The sequence below is a fragment of the Paracoccus versutus genome (assembly GCF_000763885.1).
GTDB classification, from domain to species: Bacteria; Pseudomonadota; Alphaproteobacteria; order Rhodobacterales; family Rhodobacteraceae; genus Paracoccus; species Paracoccus versutus.
The window spans coordinates 73,308-92,062 of the sequence record NZ_JRKO01000001.1 but is presented as its reverse complement, the minus strand read 5'-3'; the positions used below and the strand labels follow the sequence as shown (position 1 = coordinate 92,062).

Annotated in this window: 26 protein-coding genes; 6 read left to right on the top strand and 20 right to left on the bottom strand. The window is 64.5% G+C overall.

All coding sequences use genetic code 11. The annotated features are described in order from the left end of the window. The first annotated feature begins 34 nt into the window (after positions 1-34). The 6 genes from IT40_RS00470 to IT40_RS00445 are packed head-to-tail and all read left to right on the top strand — an operon-like array spanning position 35 to position 4,421. A complete protein-coding gene (locus tag IT40_RS00470) occupies positions 35-394 on the top strand; it encodes an ArsR/SmtB family transcription factor (protein WP_012092644.1) in 360 nt (119 codons plus the stop codon). Beyond that, positions 387-935: an arsenate reductase ArsC gene (locus IT40_RS00465; RefSeq protein WP_012092643.1), complete on the top strand. Its 549-nt coding sequence runs from the start codon at positions 387-389 to the stop codon at positions 933-935. The genes IT40_RS00470 and IT40_RS00465 overlap by 8 nt, the downstream gene beginning before the upstream one ends. 8 nt (positions 936-943) lie before the next feature. Beyond that, positions 944-1,369, top strand: coding sequence for an arsenate reductase (glutaredoxin) (arsC, locus tag IT40_RS00460; RefSeq protein ID WP_012092642.1), 426 nt, complete (start codon positions 944-946; stop codon positions 1,367-1,369). A gap of 27 nt (positions 1,370-1,396) precedes the next feature. Then, positions 1,397-2,485 (top strand): ACR3 family arsenite efflux transporter, encoded by a 1,089-nt coding sequence (gene arsB / locus IT40_RS00455; protein WP_012092641.1) that lies wholly within the window; start codon positions 1,397-1,399, stop codon positions 2,483-2,485. Beyond that, on the top strand, positions 2,482-3,198 hold the full coding sequence (arsH, locus tag IT40_RS00450; protein ID WP_012092640.1) for an arsenical resistance protein ArsH: 717 nt from the start codon (positions 2,482-2,484) through the stop codon (positions 3,196-3,198). Before arsB ends, arsH begins: the two co-directional genes overlap by 4 nt. Beyond that, the gene (locus tag IT40_RS00445; protein ID WP_012092639.1) at positions 3,195-4,421 is read left to right on the top strand and encodes an MFS transporter; all 1,227 of its coding nucleotides are present in this window, start codon (positions 3,195-3,197) and stop codon (positions 4,419-4,421) included. The genes arsH and IT40_RS00445 overlap by 4 nt, the downstream gene beginning before the upstream one ends. 152 nt (positions 4,422-4,573) lie before the next feature. Here IT40_RS00445 and IT40_RS00440 read toward each other — a convergent pair whose 3' ends face one another. From IT40_RS00440 to IT40_RS00350, 20 genes are all read right to left on the bottom strand, one after another. After that, complete coding sequence (locus IT40_RS00440; RefSeq protein ID WP_052095659.1) at positions 4,574-5,011, bottom strand: hypothetical protein; 438 nt, start codon at positions 5,009-5,011, stop codon at positions 4,574-4,576. 130 nt (positions 5,012-5,141) lie between these two features. Continuing rightward, the gene (locus IT40_RS00435; RefSeq protein WP_036749074.1) at positions 5,142-5,426 is read right to left on the bottom strand and encodes an EF-hand domain-containing protein; all 285 of its coding nucleotides are present in this window, start codon (positions 5,424-5,426) and stop codon (positions 5,142-5,144) included. 140 nt (positions 5,427-5,566) lie between these two features. Next, positions 5,567-6,016 (bottom strand): ribbon-helix-helix domain-containing protein, encoded by a 450-nt coding sequence (locus IT40_RS00430; RefSeq protein ID WP_012092637.1) that lies wholly within the window; start codon positions 6,014-6,016, stop codon positions 5,567-5,569. Positions 6,017-6,020: 4 nt separating this feature from the next. Further along, positions 6,021-8,006: a conjugal transfer protein TraG gene (locus IT40_RS00425; RefSeq protein ID WP_012092636.1), complete on the bottom strand. Its 1,986-nt coding sequence runs from the start codon at positions 8,004-8,006 to the stop codon at positions 6,021-6,023. 24 nt (positions 8,007-8,030) lie between these two features. Beyond that, positions 8,031-9,770, bottom strand: a complete 1,740-nt coding sequence (locus tag IT40_RS00420) for a relaxase/mobilization nuclease domain-containing protein (RefSeq protein ID WP_012092635.1) — start codon at positions 9,768-9,770, stop codon at positions 8,031-8,033. Between the two features lie 243 nt (positions 9,771-10,013). Beyond that, the gene (locus tag IT40_RS00415; RefSeq protein WP_012092634.1) at positions 10,014-10,778 is read right to left on the bottom strand and encodes a lytic transglycosylase domain-containing protein; all 765 of its coding nucleotides are present in this window, start codon (positions 10,776-10,778) and stop codon (positions 10,014-10,016) included. 2 nt (positions 10,779-10,780) lie between these two features. Beyond that, on the bottom strand, positions 10,781-11,116 hold the full coding sequence (locus IT40_RS00410; RefSeq protein ID WP_012092633.1) for a DUF736 domain-containing protein: 336 nt from the start codon (positions 11,114-11,116) through the stop codon (positions 10,781-10,783). Positions 11,117-11,184: 68 nt separating this feature from the next. Beyond that, positions 11,185-11,730: a S26 family signal peptidase gene (locus tag IT40_RS00405; protein ID WP_012092632.1), complete on the bottom strand. Its 546-nt coding sequence runs from the start codon at positions 11,728-11,730 to the stop codon at positions 11,185-11,187. Then, on the bottom strand, positions 11,727-12,212 hold the full coding sequence (locus IT40_RS00400) for a DUF2840 domain-containing protein (RefSeq protein ID WP_012092631.1): 486 nt from the start codon (positions 12,210-12,212) through the stop codon (positions 11,727-11,729). The genes IT40_RS00405 and IT40_RS00400 overlap by 4 nt, the downstream gene beginning before the upstream one ends. Continuing rightward, positions 12,209-12,463, bottom strand: a complete 255-nt coding sequence (locus IT40_RS00395) for a hypothetical protein (protein ID WP_012092630.1) — start codon at positions 12,461-12,463, stop codon at positions 12,209-12,211. Before IT40_RS00395 ends, IT40_RS00400 begins: the two co-directional genes overlap by 4 nt. After that, positions 12,460-13,203, bottom strand: coding sequence for a DNA-methyltransferase (locus IT40_RS00390; RefSeq protein WP_012092629.1), 744 nt, complete (start codon positions 13,201-13,203; stop codon positions 12,460-12,462). Before IT40_RS00390 ends, IT40_RS00395 begins: the two co-directional genes overlap by 4 nt. Continuing rightward, a complete protein-coding gene (parA, locus tag IT40_RS00385) occupies positions 13,200-13,853 on the bottom strand; it encodes a ParA family partition ATPase (RefSeq protein WP_012092628.1) in 654 nt (217 codons plus the stop codon). The genes IT40_RS00390 and parA overlap by 4 nt, the downstream gene beginning before the upstream one ends. Then, on the bottom strand, positions 13,850-15,025 hold the full coding sequence (locus IT40_RS00380) for a replication initiator protein A (RefSeq protein ID WP_012092627.1): 1,176 nt from the start codon (positions 15,023-15,025) through the stop codon (positions 13,850-13,852). Before IT40_RS00380 ends, parA begins: the two co-directional genes overlap by 4 nt. 18 nt (positions 15,026-15,043) lie before the next feature. Beyond that, positions 15,044-15,325 carry a helix-turn-helix transcriptional regulator gene (locus IT40_RS00375; RefSeq protein WP_012092626.1) on the bottom strand — a complete coding sequence of 94 codons (282 nt, stop codon included), beginning with the start codon at positions 15,323-15,325 and terminating at the stop codon, positions 15,044-15,046. Positions 15,326-15,464: 139 nt separating this feature from the next. Beyond that, complete coding sequence (locus IT40_RS27140; RefSeq protein ID WP_036749067.1) at positions 15,465-15,974, bottom strand: DUF2285 domain-containing protein; 510 nt, start codon at positions 15,972-15,974, stop codon at positions 15,465-15,467. Further along, on the bottom strand, positions 15,940-16,236 hold the full coding sequence (locus IT40_RS29835; protein ID WP_012092624.1) for a transcriptional regulator domain-containing protein: 297 nt from the start codon (positions 16,234-16,236) through the stop codon (positions 15,940-15,942). The genes IT40_RS27140 and IT40_RS29835 overlap by 35 nt, the downstream gene beginning before the upstream one ends. 112 nt (positions 16,237-16,348) lie before the next feature. After that, a complete protein-coding gene (locus IT40_RS27130; RefSeq protein WP_012092623.1) occupies positions 16,349-16,627 on the bottom strand; it encodes a DNA -binding domain-containing protein in 279 nt (92 codons plus the stop codon). A gap of 93 nt (positions 16,628-16,720) precedes the next feature. Next, entirely contained in the window at positions 16,721-16,972 is a 252-nt protein-coding gene (locus tag IT40_RS00360) for a helix-turn-helix domain-containing protein (protein WP_012092622.1), read from the bottom strand. A gap of 232 nt (positions 16,973-17,204) precedes the next feature. Beyond that, on the bottom strand, positions 17,205-17,606 hold the full coding sequence (locus IT40_RS00355) for a single-stranded DNA-binding protein (RefSeq protein ID WP_012092621.1): 402 nt from the start codon (positions 17,604-17,606) through the stop codon (positions 17,205-17,207). 703 nt (positions 17,607-18,309) lie between these two features. Further along, complete coding sequence (locus IT40_RS00350; protein ID WP_012092620.1) at positions 18,310-18,726, bottom strand: hypothetical protein; 417 nt, start codon at positions 18,724-18,726, stop codon at positions 18,310-18,312. Positions 18,727-18,755 lie beyond the last annotated feature (29 nt).

The window sequence follows — 18,755 nt, the reverse complement described above, 5'->3', positions numbered from 1 at the left end:
ATGATTCAACTACTCTTGAGATGTTGAGGCATACATGAACGAAAAGCAAGCCCTCTCTGCCTTCGCGGCGCTCTCGCAGGAAACCCGGCTGCGCATCGTGCGCCTGCTGGTGACGGCCGGCCCGGAAGGGATGCCGGCCGGCGCGATCGGGGAAGCGATGGACGGCGCATCGTCGTCGCGCATGTCCTTCCACCTGAGCCACCTTGAACAAGCCGACCTCATCGAGTCGCGGCGCGACGGGCGCTCGATCATCTACAGCGCCTCCTATCCGGCGCTGTCCGGCCTGCTCGAATTTCTCATGCGCGATTGCTGCCAAGGCCACCCGGACGTGTGCAACCCGGCAGTCGCCGCGCTGTCCTGCTGCAAACCGACGAAAGGCGTCACCCATGCCTGAGCCTATGGCCAATCACTCCGATAGAATCTTCAACGTGCTGTTTCTTTGCACCGGAAATTCCGCCCGCTCGATCCTTGCCGAAAGCATCTTGAACAAGGATGGTGCGGGTCGCTTCCGGGCCTATTCGGCTGGAAGCCAGCCCAAAGGCGAAGTGAACCCGCTCGCCCTGAAGGTACTCGAAAGCTACGACTACCCGGCTGAAGGCTTCCGATCGAAAGGATGGGAAGAATTCTCCGGCCCCGACGCGCCGGTGATGGATTTCGTGTTCACCGTCTGCGACAACGCGGCCGGCGAAGCCTGTCCGGTCTGGCCGGGCCAGCCGATGACCGCGCATTGGGGTATCGAAGACCCCGCCACCGTCGAGGGCACCGAGATTCAGCGCATGGCGGCTTTTGTCACGGCGTTTCGCTACATGAAAACCCGGATTTCGGTCTTCGTGGCCTTGCCCGTCGCCAGCCTCGATAAATCGTCGCTCAATATGAAGCTCAACGAAATCGGTCAATCCGAAGGGGCAGCCTCGCCCCGCTCTGGCGCGGCGTGAGGCAATCCATGGATGTCATTGTCTACCACAATCCCGATTGCGGCACCTCGCGCAATACGCTCGGCCTGATCCGCAATTCCGGCGTCGAGCCGCATATCATCGAATATCTGAAAACCCCGCCCTCACGGGCGCTGCTCGCGCAACTCATCGAGCGCGCCAGCCTGACGGCCCGCTCGATCTTGCGGGAGAAAGGAACGCCCTATGCCGACCTCGGCCTTGGCGATCCAGAATTGAGCGATGACGCATTGCTCGACGCCATGATGGCGCACCCGATCCTCATCAATCGCCCCCTCGTCGTCACCCCCCAAGGGGTCAAGCTCTGCCGACCGTCCGAAGCCGTTCTTGATCTGCTGCCCCCACAACGGGGCGAGTTCGTCAAAGAGGATGGCGAGCGGATCATTGACGAACATGGACGGCGCGTTGCTTCCGCCTGACTTTCAGCCTGCGATTGGAGAATACTGATGGCTTCCCTCAAGCCAGCTTCCCGCCTTGGTTTCCTCGACCGCTATCTGACGGTGTGGATTTTCGCCGCGATGGCACTCGGCGTCGTGCTGGGCACGATATTCACCGGCTTGCCGGAAGCTCTCAACGCCATGTCGGTCGGCACCACCAACATACCGATCGCCATCGGCCTGATCCTGATGATGTATCCGCCGCTCGCCAAGGTGCGCTACGAAGAACTGCACCGGGTCTTTTCCGACAAGCGAGTGCTGATCCTTTCGCTGGTACAAAACTGGATCATCGGCCCGACGCTGATGTTCGCGCTGGCCGTGATCTTCCTGCGCGACCACCCGGAATACATGACAGGACTGATCCTGATCGGACTCGCCCGCTGCATCGCTATGGTGCTGGTCTGGAACCAACTCGCGCGCGGCGACAATCAATATGTCGCCGGTCTGGTTGCCTTCAACTCGATATTCCAGATTCTGTTCTTCTCCACCTATGCGTGGTTTTTCCTTTCCGTCTTGCCACCCCTCTTCGGCCTTGAGGGCAGCGTCATAGACGTGAGCTTCTGGACCATTACCGAAGCGGTGCTGATCTATCTCGGCATTCCCTTCCTCGCCGGGTTCCTGACGCGCCGCATCCTCATCGCTCGCAAAGGCGCGGGCTGGTATGAGCACGAATTTCTGCCGCGCATCAGCCCCATAACGCTAGCCGCGCTGCTGTTCACCATTGTCGCCATGTTCAGCCTCAAGGGCGCGGACGTGGTGTCGCTGCCTCTCGATGTCCTGCGCATAGCCATTCCCCTGGCGCTTTATTTCGTCATCCAGTTCCTCATCAGCTTCGCGATGGGCCGGCTGATCGAGGCGGATTATCCGCGCACCACGGCCATCGCCTTCACCGCTGCCGGCAATAATTTCGAGTTGGCCATCGCGGTCGCCATCGCGGCATTCGGTCTCGCATCGCCGGTGGCCTTCGCCGCCGTCATCGGCCCGCTCGTGGAAGTGCCCGCACTGATCCTGCTCGTTCATGTCGCGCTCAGGCTCGGCGCGAAGTGGTTTCCCGAGAAAGGGACGCCCGTTGCCGTTCCGGCCGAGGCCAAGCCATGACGGTTTCCGACCTTCCTAATGTGGTCCGCGCGGTGCTCGACAGCCCATCGGCTGAACGCCTACGAACGACGCCCTCTGCTCATCCGCCGCGCATTCTCCTGCTCTACGGCTCGTTGCGTGAACGCTCCTATAGCAAGCTGCTCACGCTCGAAGCCGAACGGCTCCTCAACCACTTCGGCGCGGAAACCCGTGTGTTCGATCCGCACGGCCTGCCGCTGCCTGATGGTGCGCCCGTTGATCATCCGAAGGTGCAGGAGCTTCGGAAACTTTCGGAATGGTCCGAAGGGCAGGTCTGGACCAGCCCCGAACGTCACGGTGCCATGAGCGGAGTCCTCAAGGCGCAAATCGACTGGATACCGCTCGCGGTTGGCGCAGTTCGCCCCACCCAGGGCCGCACATTGGCCGTGATGCAAGTCTCTGGCGGCTCGCAGAGTTTCAACGCCGTCAACCAACTTCGCGTCCTCGGCCGCTGGATGCGGATGATCACCATCCCCAACCAGTCCTCGGTCGCCAAGGCATATCAGGAGTTCGACGAAGCGGGTCGAATGAAGCCTTCATCCTATTACGACCGGGTGGTCGATGTGATGGAGGAACTGGTGAAGTTCACGCTTCTGACCCGCGACGTCGCTCCTTACCTCACCGACCGCTACAGCGAGCGCAAGGAAACCGCCCAAAAGCTGGAAGAGCGTATGGCGCTCAAGCGCGTCCGGTGACGACAAACCTGCCGGCTCAAACGGGCCTGTCTCCCGACGCGAGAAGGTGGCCCGTCATCTCCGCGCTCGGCATCGTACAGATATTTGCATGGGGCAGCTCCTATTACCTGCTCGCCGTTCTCGCCGCCCCGATCGCGGCCGATACGGGTTGGCCGCTTTCATGGATCGTCGGCGCTCTCTCCATTGGCCTGCTCGCGGCCGGCGTCGTTTCCCCGCGCGTGGGTGACGCCATTGGCCAGCACGGCGGGCGTCCCATCCTTGCTCTGGCTTGCCTGCTGTTCGCTGCCGGCCTCGTCATCCTTGCGGCTGCGCCGTCCCTATGGGTATTCGTCGCCGGATGGATCGTGCTCGGTATCGGCATGGGGGCCGGCCTTTATGATGCGGCATTTGCCACGCTCGGGGGCTATTATGGCCGTTCCGCGCGATCCGCCATCACTACACTGACCTTGTGGGGCGGCTTCGCAAGCACGGTCTGCTGGCCGCTCTCGGCCTTGTTTCTGGAGCATCTGGGATGGCGCGGGGCCTGCATGGCCTATGCCGGCATTCATCTCGCGATCTGCCTGCCGCTCGTGCTGCTGGTCCTTCCGAGCAACGGCAAGCCCAGGCCGATCGGTGGCAAAGACCAAGCTCCTGCGATCAAGCTGCGCGACCATGAGCGCCGGGCCTATCTGATCATGATGGCGATCGTGGTGCTGGCCGGATTGGGCGTCACCATCATATCGGTGCATCTGCTGACCCTGTTGCAGCAACGCGGGCTGTCGCTGGGCGAAGCTGTAGCCCTCGGCGCGCTGATAGGCCCGGCCCAAGTCGCCGGCCGAATTGGCGAAATGGCGAGCGGGGGGAGGCATCATCCCTTCTGGACACTCGCGGCCGCCTCCGTCCTGAGCGCGGCAGGGGTGACGATGCTCGCGGCAGGTTTTCTCATCATCGGCCTGTCGCTCATCCTCTACGGGGCCGGCAATGGCATCTTCTCGATCGCCAAGGGTGCGCTCCCGCTCGCCCTGTTCGGACCTTCCCGCTATGCGCCGATCATGGGGCGGCTTGCCCGGCCCAGTCTCGTCGCCCAAGCTGCCGGCCCAACCGTGGGTGCGATCCTGCTTTCGGTCGGGGGCACCGATCAAACTCTTGTGGCGCTGGCAGCTCTCGCCATCGCCAATCTCGCCCTCGTCGCGCTGTTATGGGGGCCGATCAAAGGAGAAGCGGGAAGCAACGATAAGTTTTGAGAAGCCGTCACGAAGATCCCTGATTTTTGTAGCAGGTCAGGCCAACGTTGAATTTTCAGGGGAATTTCTGTCGCAAATGTCGCGTGCGAAAGTCAAAATTGTGCGACTGATTTTTGCGACACGTCGCGGCCCGGAATCCGGGCCGCAATGGATTACCGCTCTTCCCGCTGCTGTGGTGCTGGACCGATTGTAGCGGGTTCCCCTTCGATGATGCGGATCGGCACGCCCAAAGCAGCCGAAAGGGATGCTTCGCTGCCACCGGCAAGCTCTGTTCCGGGGAGAACCGTAAGAACCACATATCCGGTGCGCTCATCGACATATCCGCCGTAGCCATCGGGAAGAACGCGCGTAATCATCTGGCGGTCATCCAACGCGGCGACCAGTTGATCGACGGTATGGGATGCGCCTGTCAGGACTTCGACACGCACCCGATCTTCGCCCAATTGGTACTGAAGCGTGCCCGCATCCCGGTCTCCCGTTAGCCTGACGACGACATGGAAATCGGGCTCGCGCTCGATGAAGATACCGGCGATACGGTCGCGGAAACGCTCCTGTAGGGCGGCCGAAAGCGGGCCGGTGTCCGGCTCCATCTCATGCGAGGGGATTTCAGGAACATAGTTCTCAGGCAACCCGGCCGGTCTGGCGGACGTGGGCGCCTCCGCGCCTGCCACGGATGCTGCCGCGACAAACACCGTTGCGCCAAAAGCCCCCGCCCATACCCTATTCATTTGTGGTTTTGCCGCGTGCTTCGAAGAGCGCGGCCTTGTCTTCCGCGGGGCTGATGAAACCGTCGCCATCGGTGTCGATCTGGTCGAAGACTTCATCGGTCATGTTCGGATTCCCGGCTTTCGCCTCTTCCCGGCTCAGCTTGCCGTCGCCATCCGTGTCGCCCGCGTCCCATTCGGCCTGCCATGCGGCTTCGTCAAAATCTGCGGGCGGTTCCGTCTGGGCGAAGGCAGGGACGGCGAGACCGATGGCGAACAGGCTGGCAATGGCAAGTCTCAAGGCTGTTCCTCCAAAGTCGAGTGAATATACAGCCATCACCTTAGGATAATTCGCGAAAATCCCAAAGACCGCGACAGTCGCGAAGGCCGCTTCCGGCGGATCCTTGTTACTGCTCAGCCAACCGGGAGCGGGAACTCGTGTCAACGACTAAGGCGGCCAAATTCAACTCTCTGATCCGTCACATCCTCCGACACCTCCTGCCGCAGCTTCGGTCCCTGTGCGAGGCGGCGACCGAGCGCGGTGATGAACGCCTCGTATCGCTCCGCTGATTTGGCCTTCGCGGCCTTTGCCGCCGGCTCAGGCAAGGCCGGTGTGGTGTTGACCCAGAAGCGGATGAAGACCGCCAGGCTTTCGACGGCGATGCCGACGTCTCGTTCAAGCCGGTCCATGCGGCGATCGAGTCGATCGAGGCGCTTGGCGATTATCGCCTCTCGGCGTTCGGCATCGTCGGGAGACAGGAATGAGGCGATGGCCGCCTCGCCGATCATCGACTGCGACCGGTCCCGCCGCGCGGCAAACTCGGTCAGGGCTTTTTCGACATCGGGGTCCAGATAGACGGTGAGTTTTTTCTTCTTCCGGAGATTGGCCATGGCGCTACAGCTCCATGCCGTCGTTCGGGTCCATGGCAACCTGCCGGGCAATGCCCTGCACCTGGCGGATCATGCGCCGATTTTGCATGGCCTCTTCCTCAACTTCATCGGGCGGCGCGATCTCGAATTCGTTCTCGAGGGGCTTTTTCTTCTCCACGGGCTTTACGCGGCTGAGTTCAGGCTGCAATCGGCGTTCGGATTCGGTCGGATCTTCGTCATTGGTTCTCTGGTCGCCGTGATCCGTGGCGCCTTCCGGTCGCGCCGGGATCGGAAGCTTGGTCCAGTCGTCGGGCCGCGTTTCTTCGGGACCTTTCAATTCAGGCGGTGACAGAACGCGCTCGCGAAACCGGGCGTCCTCGTAATAGCGCGCCTTCGTCGCCCGGATCGGGGGGATGCCCGCCACCATGACGATCTCCTCATGTGGGGGAAGCTGCATGATCTCGCCCGGCGTCAGCAACTGGCGCGCGGTTTCCGAGCGCGAGACCATAAGGTGCCCGAGCCAGGGCGACAGGCGATGGCCGGCATAGTTCTTCATCGCCTTCATCTCGGTGGCGGTGCCGAGCGCATCCGACACCCGTTTCGCCGTGCGCTCGTCGTTGGTGGCGAAGCTGACGCGGACATGGCAGTTGTCGAGGATCGAGTTGTTCGGCCCGTAGGCTTTCTCGATCTGGTTCAGCGACTGCGCGATCAGGAATGATTTCAGACCGTAGCCGGCCATGAAAGCCAGCGCGGTCTCGAAGAAATCGAGCCTGCCCAGCGCCGGAAACTCGTCCAGCATCAGAAGGAGCCGATGCCGCCCGGCGTTCGCCTGCAGGTCTTCGGTCAGGCGACGGCCGATCTGATTGAGCAGCAATCGCATCAGCGGCTTGGTGCGGTTGATGTCGGAGGGCGGCACGACGAGGTAAAGCGTGACCGGCTGATCGCCTCCCACAATATCGCTGATGCGCCAGTCGGAGCGGCGTGTGACTTCGGCCACGACCGGATCGCGATACAGGCCGAGAAACGACATCGCCGTCGACAACACGCCGCTGCGCTCGTTCTCGGACTTGTTGCGCAGCTCGCGCGCGGCGCTGGCAACGACCGGGTGCGGCCCCGCTTCGCCCAGATGCGCGGTCTTCATCATGGCGCGCAACGTGGAATCCACCGGGCGCTTCGGATCGGACAGGAATTTGGCCACACCTGCCAGGGTCTTGTCGGGTTCGGCGTAAAGCACATGCAGGATGGCGCCCACCAGCAGCGAATGGCTGGTCTTTTCCCAATGGTTGCGCTTGTCGAGACTGCCTTCCGGATCGACGAGGATGTCGGCGATGTTCTGGACGTCGCGCACCTCCCACTCGCCGCGGCGCACTTCCAGCAGCGGATTGTAGGCCGAGGATTTCGGGTTGGTCGGGTCGAAGAGCAGCACGCGGCCGTGCTGCGAGCGGAAGCCGGAGGTGAGCTGCCAGTTCTCACCCTTGATGTCGTGGACGATGGCCGACCCCGGCCAGGTCAGCAGCGACGGGACGACGAGGCCGACGCCTTTGCCCGAACGTGTCGGGGCAAAGCACAGGACATGCTCCGGCCCGTCATGGCGTAGATAGTCCTTCTCGTAACGGCCGAGAACAACACCATCGGGATCGAGCAGGCCCGCCGCCTTGATCTCTCCTTTCCCGGCCCATCGCGCCGAGCCATAGGTGGCGACGTTTTTCGCCTCGCGCGCCCGCCAGACCGACATGCCGATGGCGACGGCAATGGCGATGAAGCCGCCCGATGCCGCGATGATCCCGCCCTTGGCGAAGATCGGCGGCGCATAGGCTTCGTAGAAATACCACCACCAGAAGATCGCGGGCGGATAATAGATCGGCACGCCGAACATCACGAACCAGGGCGGCCCGAGTTGCGCCTGATAACCGAGGCTCGAGGCGACATACTGGGTCGCGCCCCAGGTGGTGGCGAGGATGATGAGGAAGACGATGGTGATCTGTCCCCAGAGGATCTTGGTCGCGGACATTGCGATGGTCCTTTCTGGTTGAGGCTAAAGGCCGAGGGAGCGCTTGCGCCCGAAGTCCCAATCTACGCCGCCATCATCGCGGGCTACGCCGGAGACGTGACGGCCGATCTGTTTTTCGAGAGAGGGCGACCAGGGCACGAGCTGGAAGCCGAGGCCGTCGTCGATCATGGCGAAGCGGCCGGAGGCGAGCGCGAAACGCTGGCGATAGGAGCCGGCGACATATTCGCCGCTGGCTGCGCGCTCGAAGGACATGCCGGTCTCGGTTGCGAGCTTCTCGCCGAGGTTGTCGAGTTCGCGTTGGCGCAAGGTGCTGAGCAGCCGGCGCGCGAAGACGACGCGACCGCCCTGCCGCTCGGCAAAGCCCTCGCCGATCAGATGTTCAGCGCGTTCGTCCAGAGCCTGACGGACCTCAGCGCCGAAACCGCTGTCCGACAGCGCGATCGGATCGCGGGCGATGGCCTGCCGGTCGAGCCAGGTCGCGCCCGAGGCGCCGACTTGCGCACCAAGATCGAGATCGGCGCGGACGGCGAGCGCGACGCGGCGCTGCCCCTGCGGGTCCTCCCAGGATCGCAACTCGACGATGGAACCGGGCGGACTGTCGCCGGCGGCGTCGAGATGCGGCAGCTTGATGTGATGGGTCCGCCCGTCGGTGCCGTCGACCACGGCATAAGCGGTGCCCTTCAACTCGTCGTCGAGGCCGCGCTCGACCAGGCGGCCGATGACGGGAACGTCAAGGCTTTCGCCGGCGAGGACATAGCTGGCCGAGCCGCGTTCGATGCCGCGTTCGGTCAGGGCACGGTGCATGCGCTTGATGATGTCGCCGCGCTCGCCCAGTTCACGCAGGACCGCTTCGGCTTCGGGCTTGATGAACCATTGCGAGAGGCCGATCTCTTCGGCAAGCCCGCGGATTTCAAGGGTTCGCAGCCGCCCCACCTTCAGAGTATGAAACTCGTCCGGCTGGCGGTCGGGAAGCGGGGCAAGGTCGATGATGCCGGACTTGCCGGCGTCGCGCACAAGCTGCCGGTCGAGCTGCGTCCAGCGTTCCGCCTCGACCTGCCGCTCCAGATTGCGGTGGATCTCCAGATCGGTGCGGGGCCCGAGTTCCTGCGTGACCAGATCCTGCGCACGGGCGCGCATGCCCTCCTTGAGGTAGTCGCGGGAAATCACCAGGTCCTGGCCATCGTCGGTGCGGCCGCGCAGGATGATATGGATATGGGGATTGTCGGTGTTCCAGTGATCGACGGCGACCCAATCGAGGCGCGTGCCGAGATCCTTCTCCATCTGCCCCATCAGCTCGCGGGCGTGATCCTTCAGATTGGCCATGTCCACCGCGTCTTCGGGCGAGACGATGAAGCGGAAATGATGCCTGTCGTCCTGGCACTTTTCCGCGAAAGCGCCGACATCCATGTCGTCCCTTTCCGGGCCGAACATCCGCGCCTTTTCCCCGTCGCGGGTCACGCCATCGCGGCGCAGATAATTAAGGTGTGCGCCGAGCGGAGCCGAGCGTGCCGTTTGGCGAACCACGCGGGTCTTGATGACGGCGATGCGCGAGCGTCCGGTGAGAAGCCGGTTGGCCTGGATGCTGGCGCGCTGACCGCGCCCGAAGCGTGAGCGGTTGCCCGAGGTGATCTTGCCGGAGCGCGAGACGCGTCCGCCGGCTTTCTGGGCGGCGGCGAGCGCCTGGGCGACAAAGGGCCTCGCCTGTTGCGCGCGGGTCGAGCGGATACGGCCCGGACGGATGCGGAACTCGTTGTCATCGGACATGGGGCGCCCCCGCACGGTGCAAATCATCAAGGAAAATCAGGAAGAGGAGCGCGCAGCGCACGGTGCGCGCCAGCGCCGCACGGTGCGGGACGCGCCGGAAACCTGAACAAAAACAACCGCCCGCCACAGCCGCACCGTGCGGCCTTTTATCTCGCCATCTTTCGGTCGTGGTGCCTGCCGCCACCCTCTGCGCCCTCCATGACACGCCAGCGCCCGATGGGATGCGAATTGCGGTGCCGCTGCTCATGGCCGGTCCCCACCGGCATCGCGGGCGACGAACAGCCCCTCCGACTGCAAGGCGGTGAGTGCGTCCGGTGCCGCCGGGACGAGCGAAGGGGCATCGTCCGGCGTGCGGTCGGGGGACGCGGGATCGGCAGCGGAAGCGCCGATTTCACGCGCGACGAAGAGCGCCGCCTCGCGCCAGTCGGGCGGCGGAGCGACCGTCGAGCCGCTGCCGGAAGGCCGCTCGCCGAGCAGGATCGGCGTCAAAGCAGCGACATAGGCGCGCGTCTCGGCAGGCAGCGGACGAGCCGTCGCGCGGTATTCATCGTAGCGACCGGGACCGGCATTGTAGGCCGCGAGCATCGCGGCAACATTGCCGTAGCGATCCCACATCTCGCGTAGGTAGGCGGTGCCCGCGAGGATGTTGTCGCGCGGCTCGAAGGGGTCGCGGCCGAGAGCATGGCGGATGCGCAGCTCCGCCCAAGTCGAGGGCATGACCTGCATCAGCCCCATCGCGCCGGCAGACGATATGGCGTGCATATTGCCCGCGCTTTCGACCTGCATCACGGCGATGATCCATGCCGCCGGGATGCCGAACCGCTGCGAAGCCTCTTCGATATGGGCGCCGTGCGGATGCACGGCGACGGCACGACCCATCACGGCGATCTGCGCCAGGCCGGGCAGCGGGGCAATGGCTGTGACGAACAGGCCGGAAAGAAGAAGGAGGAGGATGCGGCGGCGGGCGCCACATCTCCCCGAGGCGGGACGGATGCAGGACGTGACCATGATCACTCCTGCTCGTCGCGCTTCTTTTGGCGGGTCCAGTGCAAGCCCCAGTCGCGGCCGTCTTCGTCCGACTGGAACAGGCGGGCGCGGATCGGCTGCTGGAAAACTGGATCGTCGAGAAGCACGGAGACGAACGGTCCCGCGCGCTCGCCGGAATGTTTCCAGCCTGCGCCGACTTCCGGCCCATACTCATCGCCGAGATGGATGCGATAGGCAGGCGCCTTGTCGGCGTCCGCATTTTCCGACGGCGTAAAGGTCAGCTCGACGTCCAGCGAGAGCGTGCGGAGTCGCCCGGAATAGCCGGACGGGGTGCGGGTAAACTGGCCGATCTGTGCCATGGAAGGCTCCTTTCCTATGCGGTGGAGAAGACGCGGGACGGCTCAACGGCCCCGCTCTGGACGCGCTGTCACCGCATCGGCGCGCGCCAGACAAAGCGGCCCTCGCCGTCTTCGTCGGTGAAAAGCGGGATCGCGTGGCCGATCACCGCCGAGGCGGGGAACGGGCCGAAATAGCGGCCGTCGAGGCTGTCGCCGACGTCCGGGTTCATCAGGAACACTTCGCCCTCGGCGATGACGCGACAGCCCTGCCAGACCGGCAGGTCTCGGCCGAAGCTGTCGTGGTCGCGCGCCTCGCCGAGCGGAACGCCGTCGACGATAATGGCGCGGCCATCGCGGCACAGGCGCTGTCCGGGCAGGCCGAGAACGTGCTTCAGAAGCGGCACGTCGCGTGCGACGTAGCCGCGCTCGACCATAAACGAGGCGAAGGGTTCGGGTGGGATGACGGCGACCAGATCGGGCACCGCGATCCGGTCGTCGGGTGCGACAGTATAGAACCCGATCGGCACGCTGGCCGATGCGTTCCAGACCAGCCTTGGCGCAGTCGGAACGAATCCGGCAAAGGCGATCCCGAGCGTGGCAACCGTCGTCACCATGACATAGCGAAAGCGCGTCATGGGGCGATCTCCCGCCGCCAGAGCCATGCCTGATGACGCTCCGCGGTGTAGGGACGCGGCGCTTCGCCTGCGTTTATCCAGTGGGAGACGTGCCGCCAATGATCGGGATCGACTTGGGCCGGATCGACACCTATGGCCTCGATCCCGTCGACATGGCGAAGGACAGCCTCGACCTTCGGCCAGCCTTCGATCTTCAGCAGGATTTCGCCGCCTGGACGGACGAAGGGCAGCGTCTGATAGGACTGGCCCGGCGCAACCGCGCGCAGGATGTCGAGGCGCGAAATGATCGTGCCGTGGTCGTTCGCCGCCCAGCGGACGAACGCAAACACCGTGCCGGGATGGAAGAATACAACACGCCGGTTGCGATCGAGGATCTGCTCACCAGTCGCATGGCCGAATCTGATCCAGTATTCGGTCTTGCCTTCCACCCAGGTCAGTTCCGCGCGGGTCAGATCGCCGTCATGGGCGTCGATGCCGATCATGGGCGGTCTCCCCCTATGTCGGGAAACTCGCGCGCCAGCAGGTCGCGCAGCATGTCGGCGACGGTGATGCCGCGCTGGAAGGCCGCGATCTTGATGCGGCCGCGCAGCGCCGGCGTGATGTCCACGGTCAGCCGCGCCGAATAGGCGTCGGCGGTATCCGTGCGCTTTGGCGGCGCGTCGCCGGCCTTGATCCAGCTATCGGGATCGGCCGGGCGCGTAGCGAAGCAGCGCTTCTCGGTGCGCGCCGTCATGACGAAATTCCGTCATGGAATGGCAGCACGGTGGCGATGCGCGCCCGCGCGCACTCGGCCATGTCGGGGTCGATCTCGCAGCCGAGATAGCGCCGGCCGGAAAGCCGGCAGGCTTCCCCGGCCGCGCCGGAACCGGCGAACCAGTCGCCGACCAGGCCGCCTTCGGGGCAGCTCGTGCGGATCAGGATCTCCAGGAGCGCCGACGGCTTTTCGGTCGGATGGATGGCGCGGCCGTGGCAGTTGCGCAGGTAGATGACCGAGCGCATGAGGCGCGGCCCGCCGTCATGGCTGACATAATGGCCGGCGTCGATCTGGCCGGTATGGGGCGGGCGCTGCTTGCGCCGCACCGTGCGGGCCGTCGCGTCGGGCGTGGTCTGGACGTCGTTGTAGATGTCACGCCAAGCGGTCTCGGCGGGATAGAACTGGACGGCCAGTTCATGCACCCGCTTGAAGCGGTCGGCATGAAAGCCGGTGCCGTTCTGCTTTTCCCAGACGATCTCCTGCGCGATCCGCAAGCCGGCGTCAGTGAAGCGGTCGGCGGTCGCCATGAAGCTGCGCAGCGAGCCGAAGACCCAGAGCGAGCCGGTCGGCCTGAGGGCGGCGCGCGCCAGCACGACCCAGCCCTCGACGCGCCGATCCCAGGCGAGCGAAGTGTCGCCATAGGGCGGATCGGCGATGATCATGTCGTAGGGTGCGTGCCAGGGCATTTCTTCGCGGCAGTCGCCGGTAAGGATCGTCATGCCGATACCCTCCCGATCCCCAGCAGGCCGATCTCGGCGGCCAGGGCGGCAATCTCGCGCGCGGCGGGTGATCGGCGCCCGATCTCGCGGACGAGCCGCCCGGTCTGCGCGGCGTCGGCGAAGACGACGCGCTGGCCGATGGCGCTGGTGAGCACGGGAGGATCGTGGTCCGCCAGCGTCTCGGCGGTCTCGCGGGCGATGACGGTGCGGGCACCGCAGCGGTTGAGCACGAAGCGGGCAACGAGCTGGGGCCGGTAGATGCGCGCCTCCGCCAGGAGGGCGAGCATCTCCGCCGAAGCCCAGCCGTCGAACGGCGATGGCTGCACCGGGATCAGCACGAGATCGGCGGCGAGCAGCGCGGAGCGCATGAGGCCGGCGACGCGCGGTGGCCCGTCGATGACGATGCGATCGACATCGCGGGCGAGTTCGGGCGCTTCGCGATGCAGCGTGTCGCGGGCCAGGCCAACGGTGCCGAAGGCGCGTGGCAGGCCCTCACGCGCGCGTTGTTGCGACCAGTCGAGGGCGGAGCCTTGCGGATCGGCGTCGATCAGGGTGACGCGCTTGCCACCCTGAGCCAGTTCACCGGCAAGATGCAGCGCCAGCGTCGTCTTGCCGACACCGCCCTTCTGGTTGAGGAGCGCGATGATCATTTGCACCCCCCCGGCAGATCGAGAGGCAGGCGGGGTCTTTCTGCAGATTCAGGAGCCTCGGTTGCGCCTCGATCAGATGCCGGTCGAGGCGATGCCGGGGCGTCGGATGCCCTCTTCTTAGCGGCTCTACCAAGGCTTCTGGCGGTGTCGCGGATGAGGTTTTCCACATCGCGCGCGCGCTCTTCAAAGTTAGACTCTTTGTTAGACTCTAAGTTAAGGGCGCGATTTCCTGAATGGGTTCCGGGTGTTAAGCCCGGTTTCGGTTCCTGATAGCACGAGCCTCCGGTTCCCGATAGCACGATAGTCCGGGTTCCCGATAGCACGAGGCCATCCACAGGTTTTCCACAGGGCGCGAGCGGCTCGAAGGCCAGCAGCATTCGCCCGCCGACCTCGGCCTCGAGAAACAGCGAATAGCCCGGCAGCGGCTGGCGCCGGATGATGTCGCGCAACTCGAAGGCGAAGCGCTTGAACGGCGACAGGCTGCCGGATTTCTGGTGAAGGTGACGGAAATCGAACCGCCAGCCATCGCGCTGGCGGCCGCCGTGCTTGCGCACCAGGCGGTAGAGCCAGCGGTCGAGGCCGCCGGTGAGATCGAAATAGGTCCGGTCGATGGTCAGCACGAGCGCATCGTCGAGGACGGCCTGGTAGAACCAGTCCGGCACGATCATCTCGATGCCATCGGGTCTGCCGCTATGGTCGGTGCGTTCCTGCCATTCGTTGATCCAGGAGAAGCGATGCCGGCGCCCTTCGACCGGCTGGCGGATCGAGGTGGAAATCGTGGTCGATTGCAGCCGGTCGAGCGCCGCCTTCAGGCGCTGATAGTCGCGCAAGCCGGTGCCGCGCCCGACATAGGTGAGAATCTCGTAGGGCGTGGCGGCCATCAGCCGGGAGGTGCGAAGGCCGCTGTCGCGGGCTTCGACGATCTGGCTCGCCGCCCAGATCAGAATATCGGCGTCCCAGATCGTGGCCATGCCGTGATCGGGAACAGCCTCGACCCGGATGGAGACATTGCCGGCGGCGAAGTCGATGGGCGCGATGCGCTTCGACTTGGCGAGGGAGAAGAAGGGATAGGCCATGAGATCCTGCGCGTCTCGTGGCGCGAAATCGCCGGGGAGCGCCCGGAACAGGTCGAGCTGCCCGCGCTCAGAAAGGGATCGGCGTCGCACCGTCATGAAGGGAACCGGCTGCGATCAGCGGGCGTAACGACCGGCCTGCGGGCCGGACGGAAACGCATGACGCTTGGCGGGCAGCACGGAGCCGCGCGGATCGGAGGTGGAGGTCACCGCGCCGCGCTCGGTCCAGGCCTCAAGATCGTCGATGGCATAGACCACACGGCCGCCAAGCTTGCGATAGGCTGGCCCGGTTCCGTAGGTGCGGTGCTTTTCGAGGGTCCGGGCCGAGAGGCTGAGAAAGGTCGCGGCCTCCTTGGTCCGTAGAAAACGCGGCGGCAGGACGACGGGTTCATGTGGCATGATCGGGCCTCCGTGGGGTTGCAAGCGGCCGCTGCGGATCAGCGGCGGGCAATGACCACGGTGGCGCAGGAAGAGCGGCGAGTTGCAGGGCGAAGTTGGGGGGTATCGAAATCGCCCACCATCAGGGCAAAGGATCGCGTTATCGTGGGCGGCGATGACGCAGGAGTTTCCGATAACCGCCGGCGACCATGGAACGGGCGTCGCGCAGGAGTGCCTTGATGGCATGACGGGCCGAGGACGCCTGCCATTCGTCCCGCTCAAGCCGGCCGGTGTTCAGAAGAACCCGCGCGATCTCCTGCTGCGTCGCGCCGGCCCGATGGCCATCGAAGGCCCGCAGCATCCGTCGGAGGCGCGCGCGTTGCTGGCGTGTCAGGCGCGTATCCGGCGGGATCGCGCGACCATGCAGGGCCGAAAGGAAGCGTTGAATGGCCTCGATCCGGTCGAAACCGGCGAGGCTGAGAGGGACGACGGCGACCGCGATCGCGTCCCCCATAATGGCGCCGTCGAAGATCTGGAGCTTCCGCCCATTGCCAAGCGGGACATGGAACTCCGCGCCAGCGTTCTCGACCGAGAAGTCGAGGCGCCAGTTCGGCGGAGCGCCGTCAGTGCTGTCGTCAAGTTCCGAAGGGGCTTCGGTCAGCACCACCACACTTGTGTCCTCCGCTGGGAGCCAGAAGACCGGCGCATCGGGTGGCGGGACCAGCGGATCGACAGGGAAATCGCAACCCCCAGCGCTGCCGGATCCGTTCGGTCAGCGGTTGGGGGTCTCCATGGTCGGCAATTGAGGCTTCAAAATCTGCGTCATAATCGTCATTGCGGCGCAGCCATTCCCAGGCCAGATCGGATGCCGTCAGTTCATCCAGATGGTCGTATTGCGCCGACGAACGCCAAGTCGATGCGTCAGGGGTCATCGCGGCCTCCCGGGTCTACTCAAACGAATTGAGAAGGGTCAGGATTCCCGCACGCGTTGAATTGAGGAAGTCAGGCGATGGTCAACAGGTGATGCGCGGCACGCATCACGCGTCAGGAATTGCGCTGGCTTTCGCGGACCAGTTCGCGGTAGCCGTGTTCGGTCATCCAATGCGCGCGAGCGAGATGAGTATCATGGATGGAGCGGCAGCGGTCGGGATCGCACTCTGGATCGAGGCCAAAGAGAACCTGCACAGCTTCGCGCCAATCGGCGCCATCACGCTCGGCATCGAGAAGGCGCATGTAGAGTTTCATATGCTCGCGATCATAAGACGTCAGCGTCTGGCTGGACGGTGGTGTGTCGAGATATGTCTGTGTCGCGCGGCCCATCATTCGCTCACGTTCGGGTAACGTATTTGTTAACCATCTTCGGCGGAAGATAGCCATTCCTTTTGACGAGAACCTGACATCACGCTGGCCGCTGTTTCACCGTTTGTCGGTGTTGACCGTATCGTGTTGCAGCAACACGCCCTCGCCCTTATCCGTCGACAAGAAAACGATCCCGGCCGCTTCGAGAGCGCGGCGCACCTGGTCGCGGGTGGACTCGAACACCTCGAGCCCGCTTTGGGATTCGAGGCGTTTGAGTGCGGTCAATGCGACCTGGGCCTTGTCGGCGAGCGTCTCCTGTGTCCATCCCAGTAACGCGCGCGCAGCCCGAGATTGGCGAGCGGTGATCATACATGATCACCTCCCACCGGGATACGCACGCACTCCAGAACTACGACTATAATAGTCGTTCTCGCTGTGAGCACCAGCCGAAATTCAGGTGCAATTATCAAGGATAGAGAGACGACGCTCCCGTCCATGCCCGTCTGATTCGGTCGCCGGACCTTGCCAGAAGCGGCGGGCGCGATCCGGTGAAGCAGGAGGGAAACCCGGCGGCTTGCGCCGCCGGGCCTCGGGTTCCCGATCAGAACGGAATGTCATCGTCGTCGATGAACTTGCCGTCGTCGTTCTGGGTCTGCTTCGCCCGGCTCAGGAAATCGACCGTCTCGGCGATGATCTCGCAGCCGTAGCGATCGACCCCGGCGGCATCGGTCCATTTCGTGTAGTGGATGCGGCCGCGAACCAGAACCTTCATGCCCTTGTCGCAATGCTGCTGGACCGTCTTGCCGAGGCCGTTGAAGCAGGTGATGCGGTGCCATTCGGTGTCCTGGACCCGATAGCCGTTCTCGTCGCGCAGGACGCGGCCTTCCGAATAGCGGGGGCGCGAGGTGGCCAGGGTGAAGTGGGTGATGCCGGTGCCGCCCTGGGTGGTGCGGGTTTCGGGGGCCTGGCCGATGTTGCCGGCGAGGATGACGATGTTCTGCATTGTAGGTCTCCGTTGCTCCTCGGAGGGACCGTCCCTCCGACGAGACCCGGCCAAGGCCGTCGGAAGACTCCTGCAACTGCCGCCCTTGCTGCAGCTTGCCCCCAAGGCCCCAGGTGGGGCGGGCAGCCGCGTTTGCGCGGCAACACGGCTGGGAGCCGCGGGGGTTGCTGGTGGAAGCCGAACGGACTTAGGGGATCAGTCAGGCGGAGGGATGGTGCTTTCGAAAGCAGATCGGGGACGCACAGCAGAACCATCGTCCTTGCTGGCGACAGCGACCAGGCAGGCCCCCATGCGAACCGAGACCACCGGCATGGCACTCCTTCAACCGTCTTTGCCGGTCACCGTCGTGTCCGCCGCCGGAAGGCCATGTCATCCGCGATGTGATCGGACAGGCTATCGGGTTCTCAGGTCCGGTATGGCGCCGCCCTGCTTCATCGGCCAAAGGCTCGGTCCCTCAGCATCGTGAAGGGACAAGGAAGGTGTTCGCGAAGGCCCCACGAAACGACGTGGACCGATGCAGCGGGGCATCGACCGCACGGGACCACGGTTCGCACCGCAGACCATTTCAAGCGCCGCGAGAAGCAGACCGGGTGCGATGGTGACATGCTGCGACGAACTGCTTTTCCGTCTTGGGCGAAACGACCGGGGCTCGGCGGCGCAAGCTGCCGGCCTTCCTCAGAAGTGGCTGATCGCGTCTGCCGTTTCAGCGCGAGAACACCGACTCGCCGAGGGCGTTCAGATTGACGATGGCCGAGATGCCGAGGACGAGACCGCCCATGCCGCCGAACAGGTTGAGAACCAGCCCCGAGTCGATGGCGTTCTTGGTGATGCCATAGACAAGGGCATAGCCGGCGATGACGGCGGGCACGGCGAAGAGAGCGAGCGCAATGAGCCGCAGGGCCGGGTTCTTCGCGAAGCCAAGAGTCACGATCACAAGCGCGATCGAGAGCACGGCGGCGCCGATGGCCATGAGGCCGGACATCACGACCCCGGCGCCCGCGCCCCAGGCATATTGCGCGGCCGTGATGGCTGCCATGACGGGCAAGGCATAGATCGCGAGATTCCAGGCGATCACGCAGGCCGCGATGGTGAGCGAGATGGCGAGCAGGATCAGCGTCATGGAAACCTCCAGAGAACGGTTGGGGATCA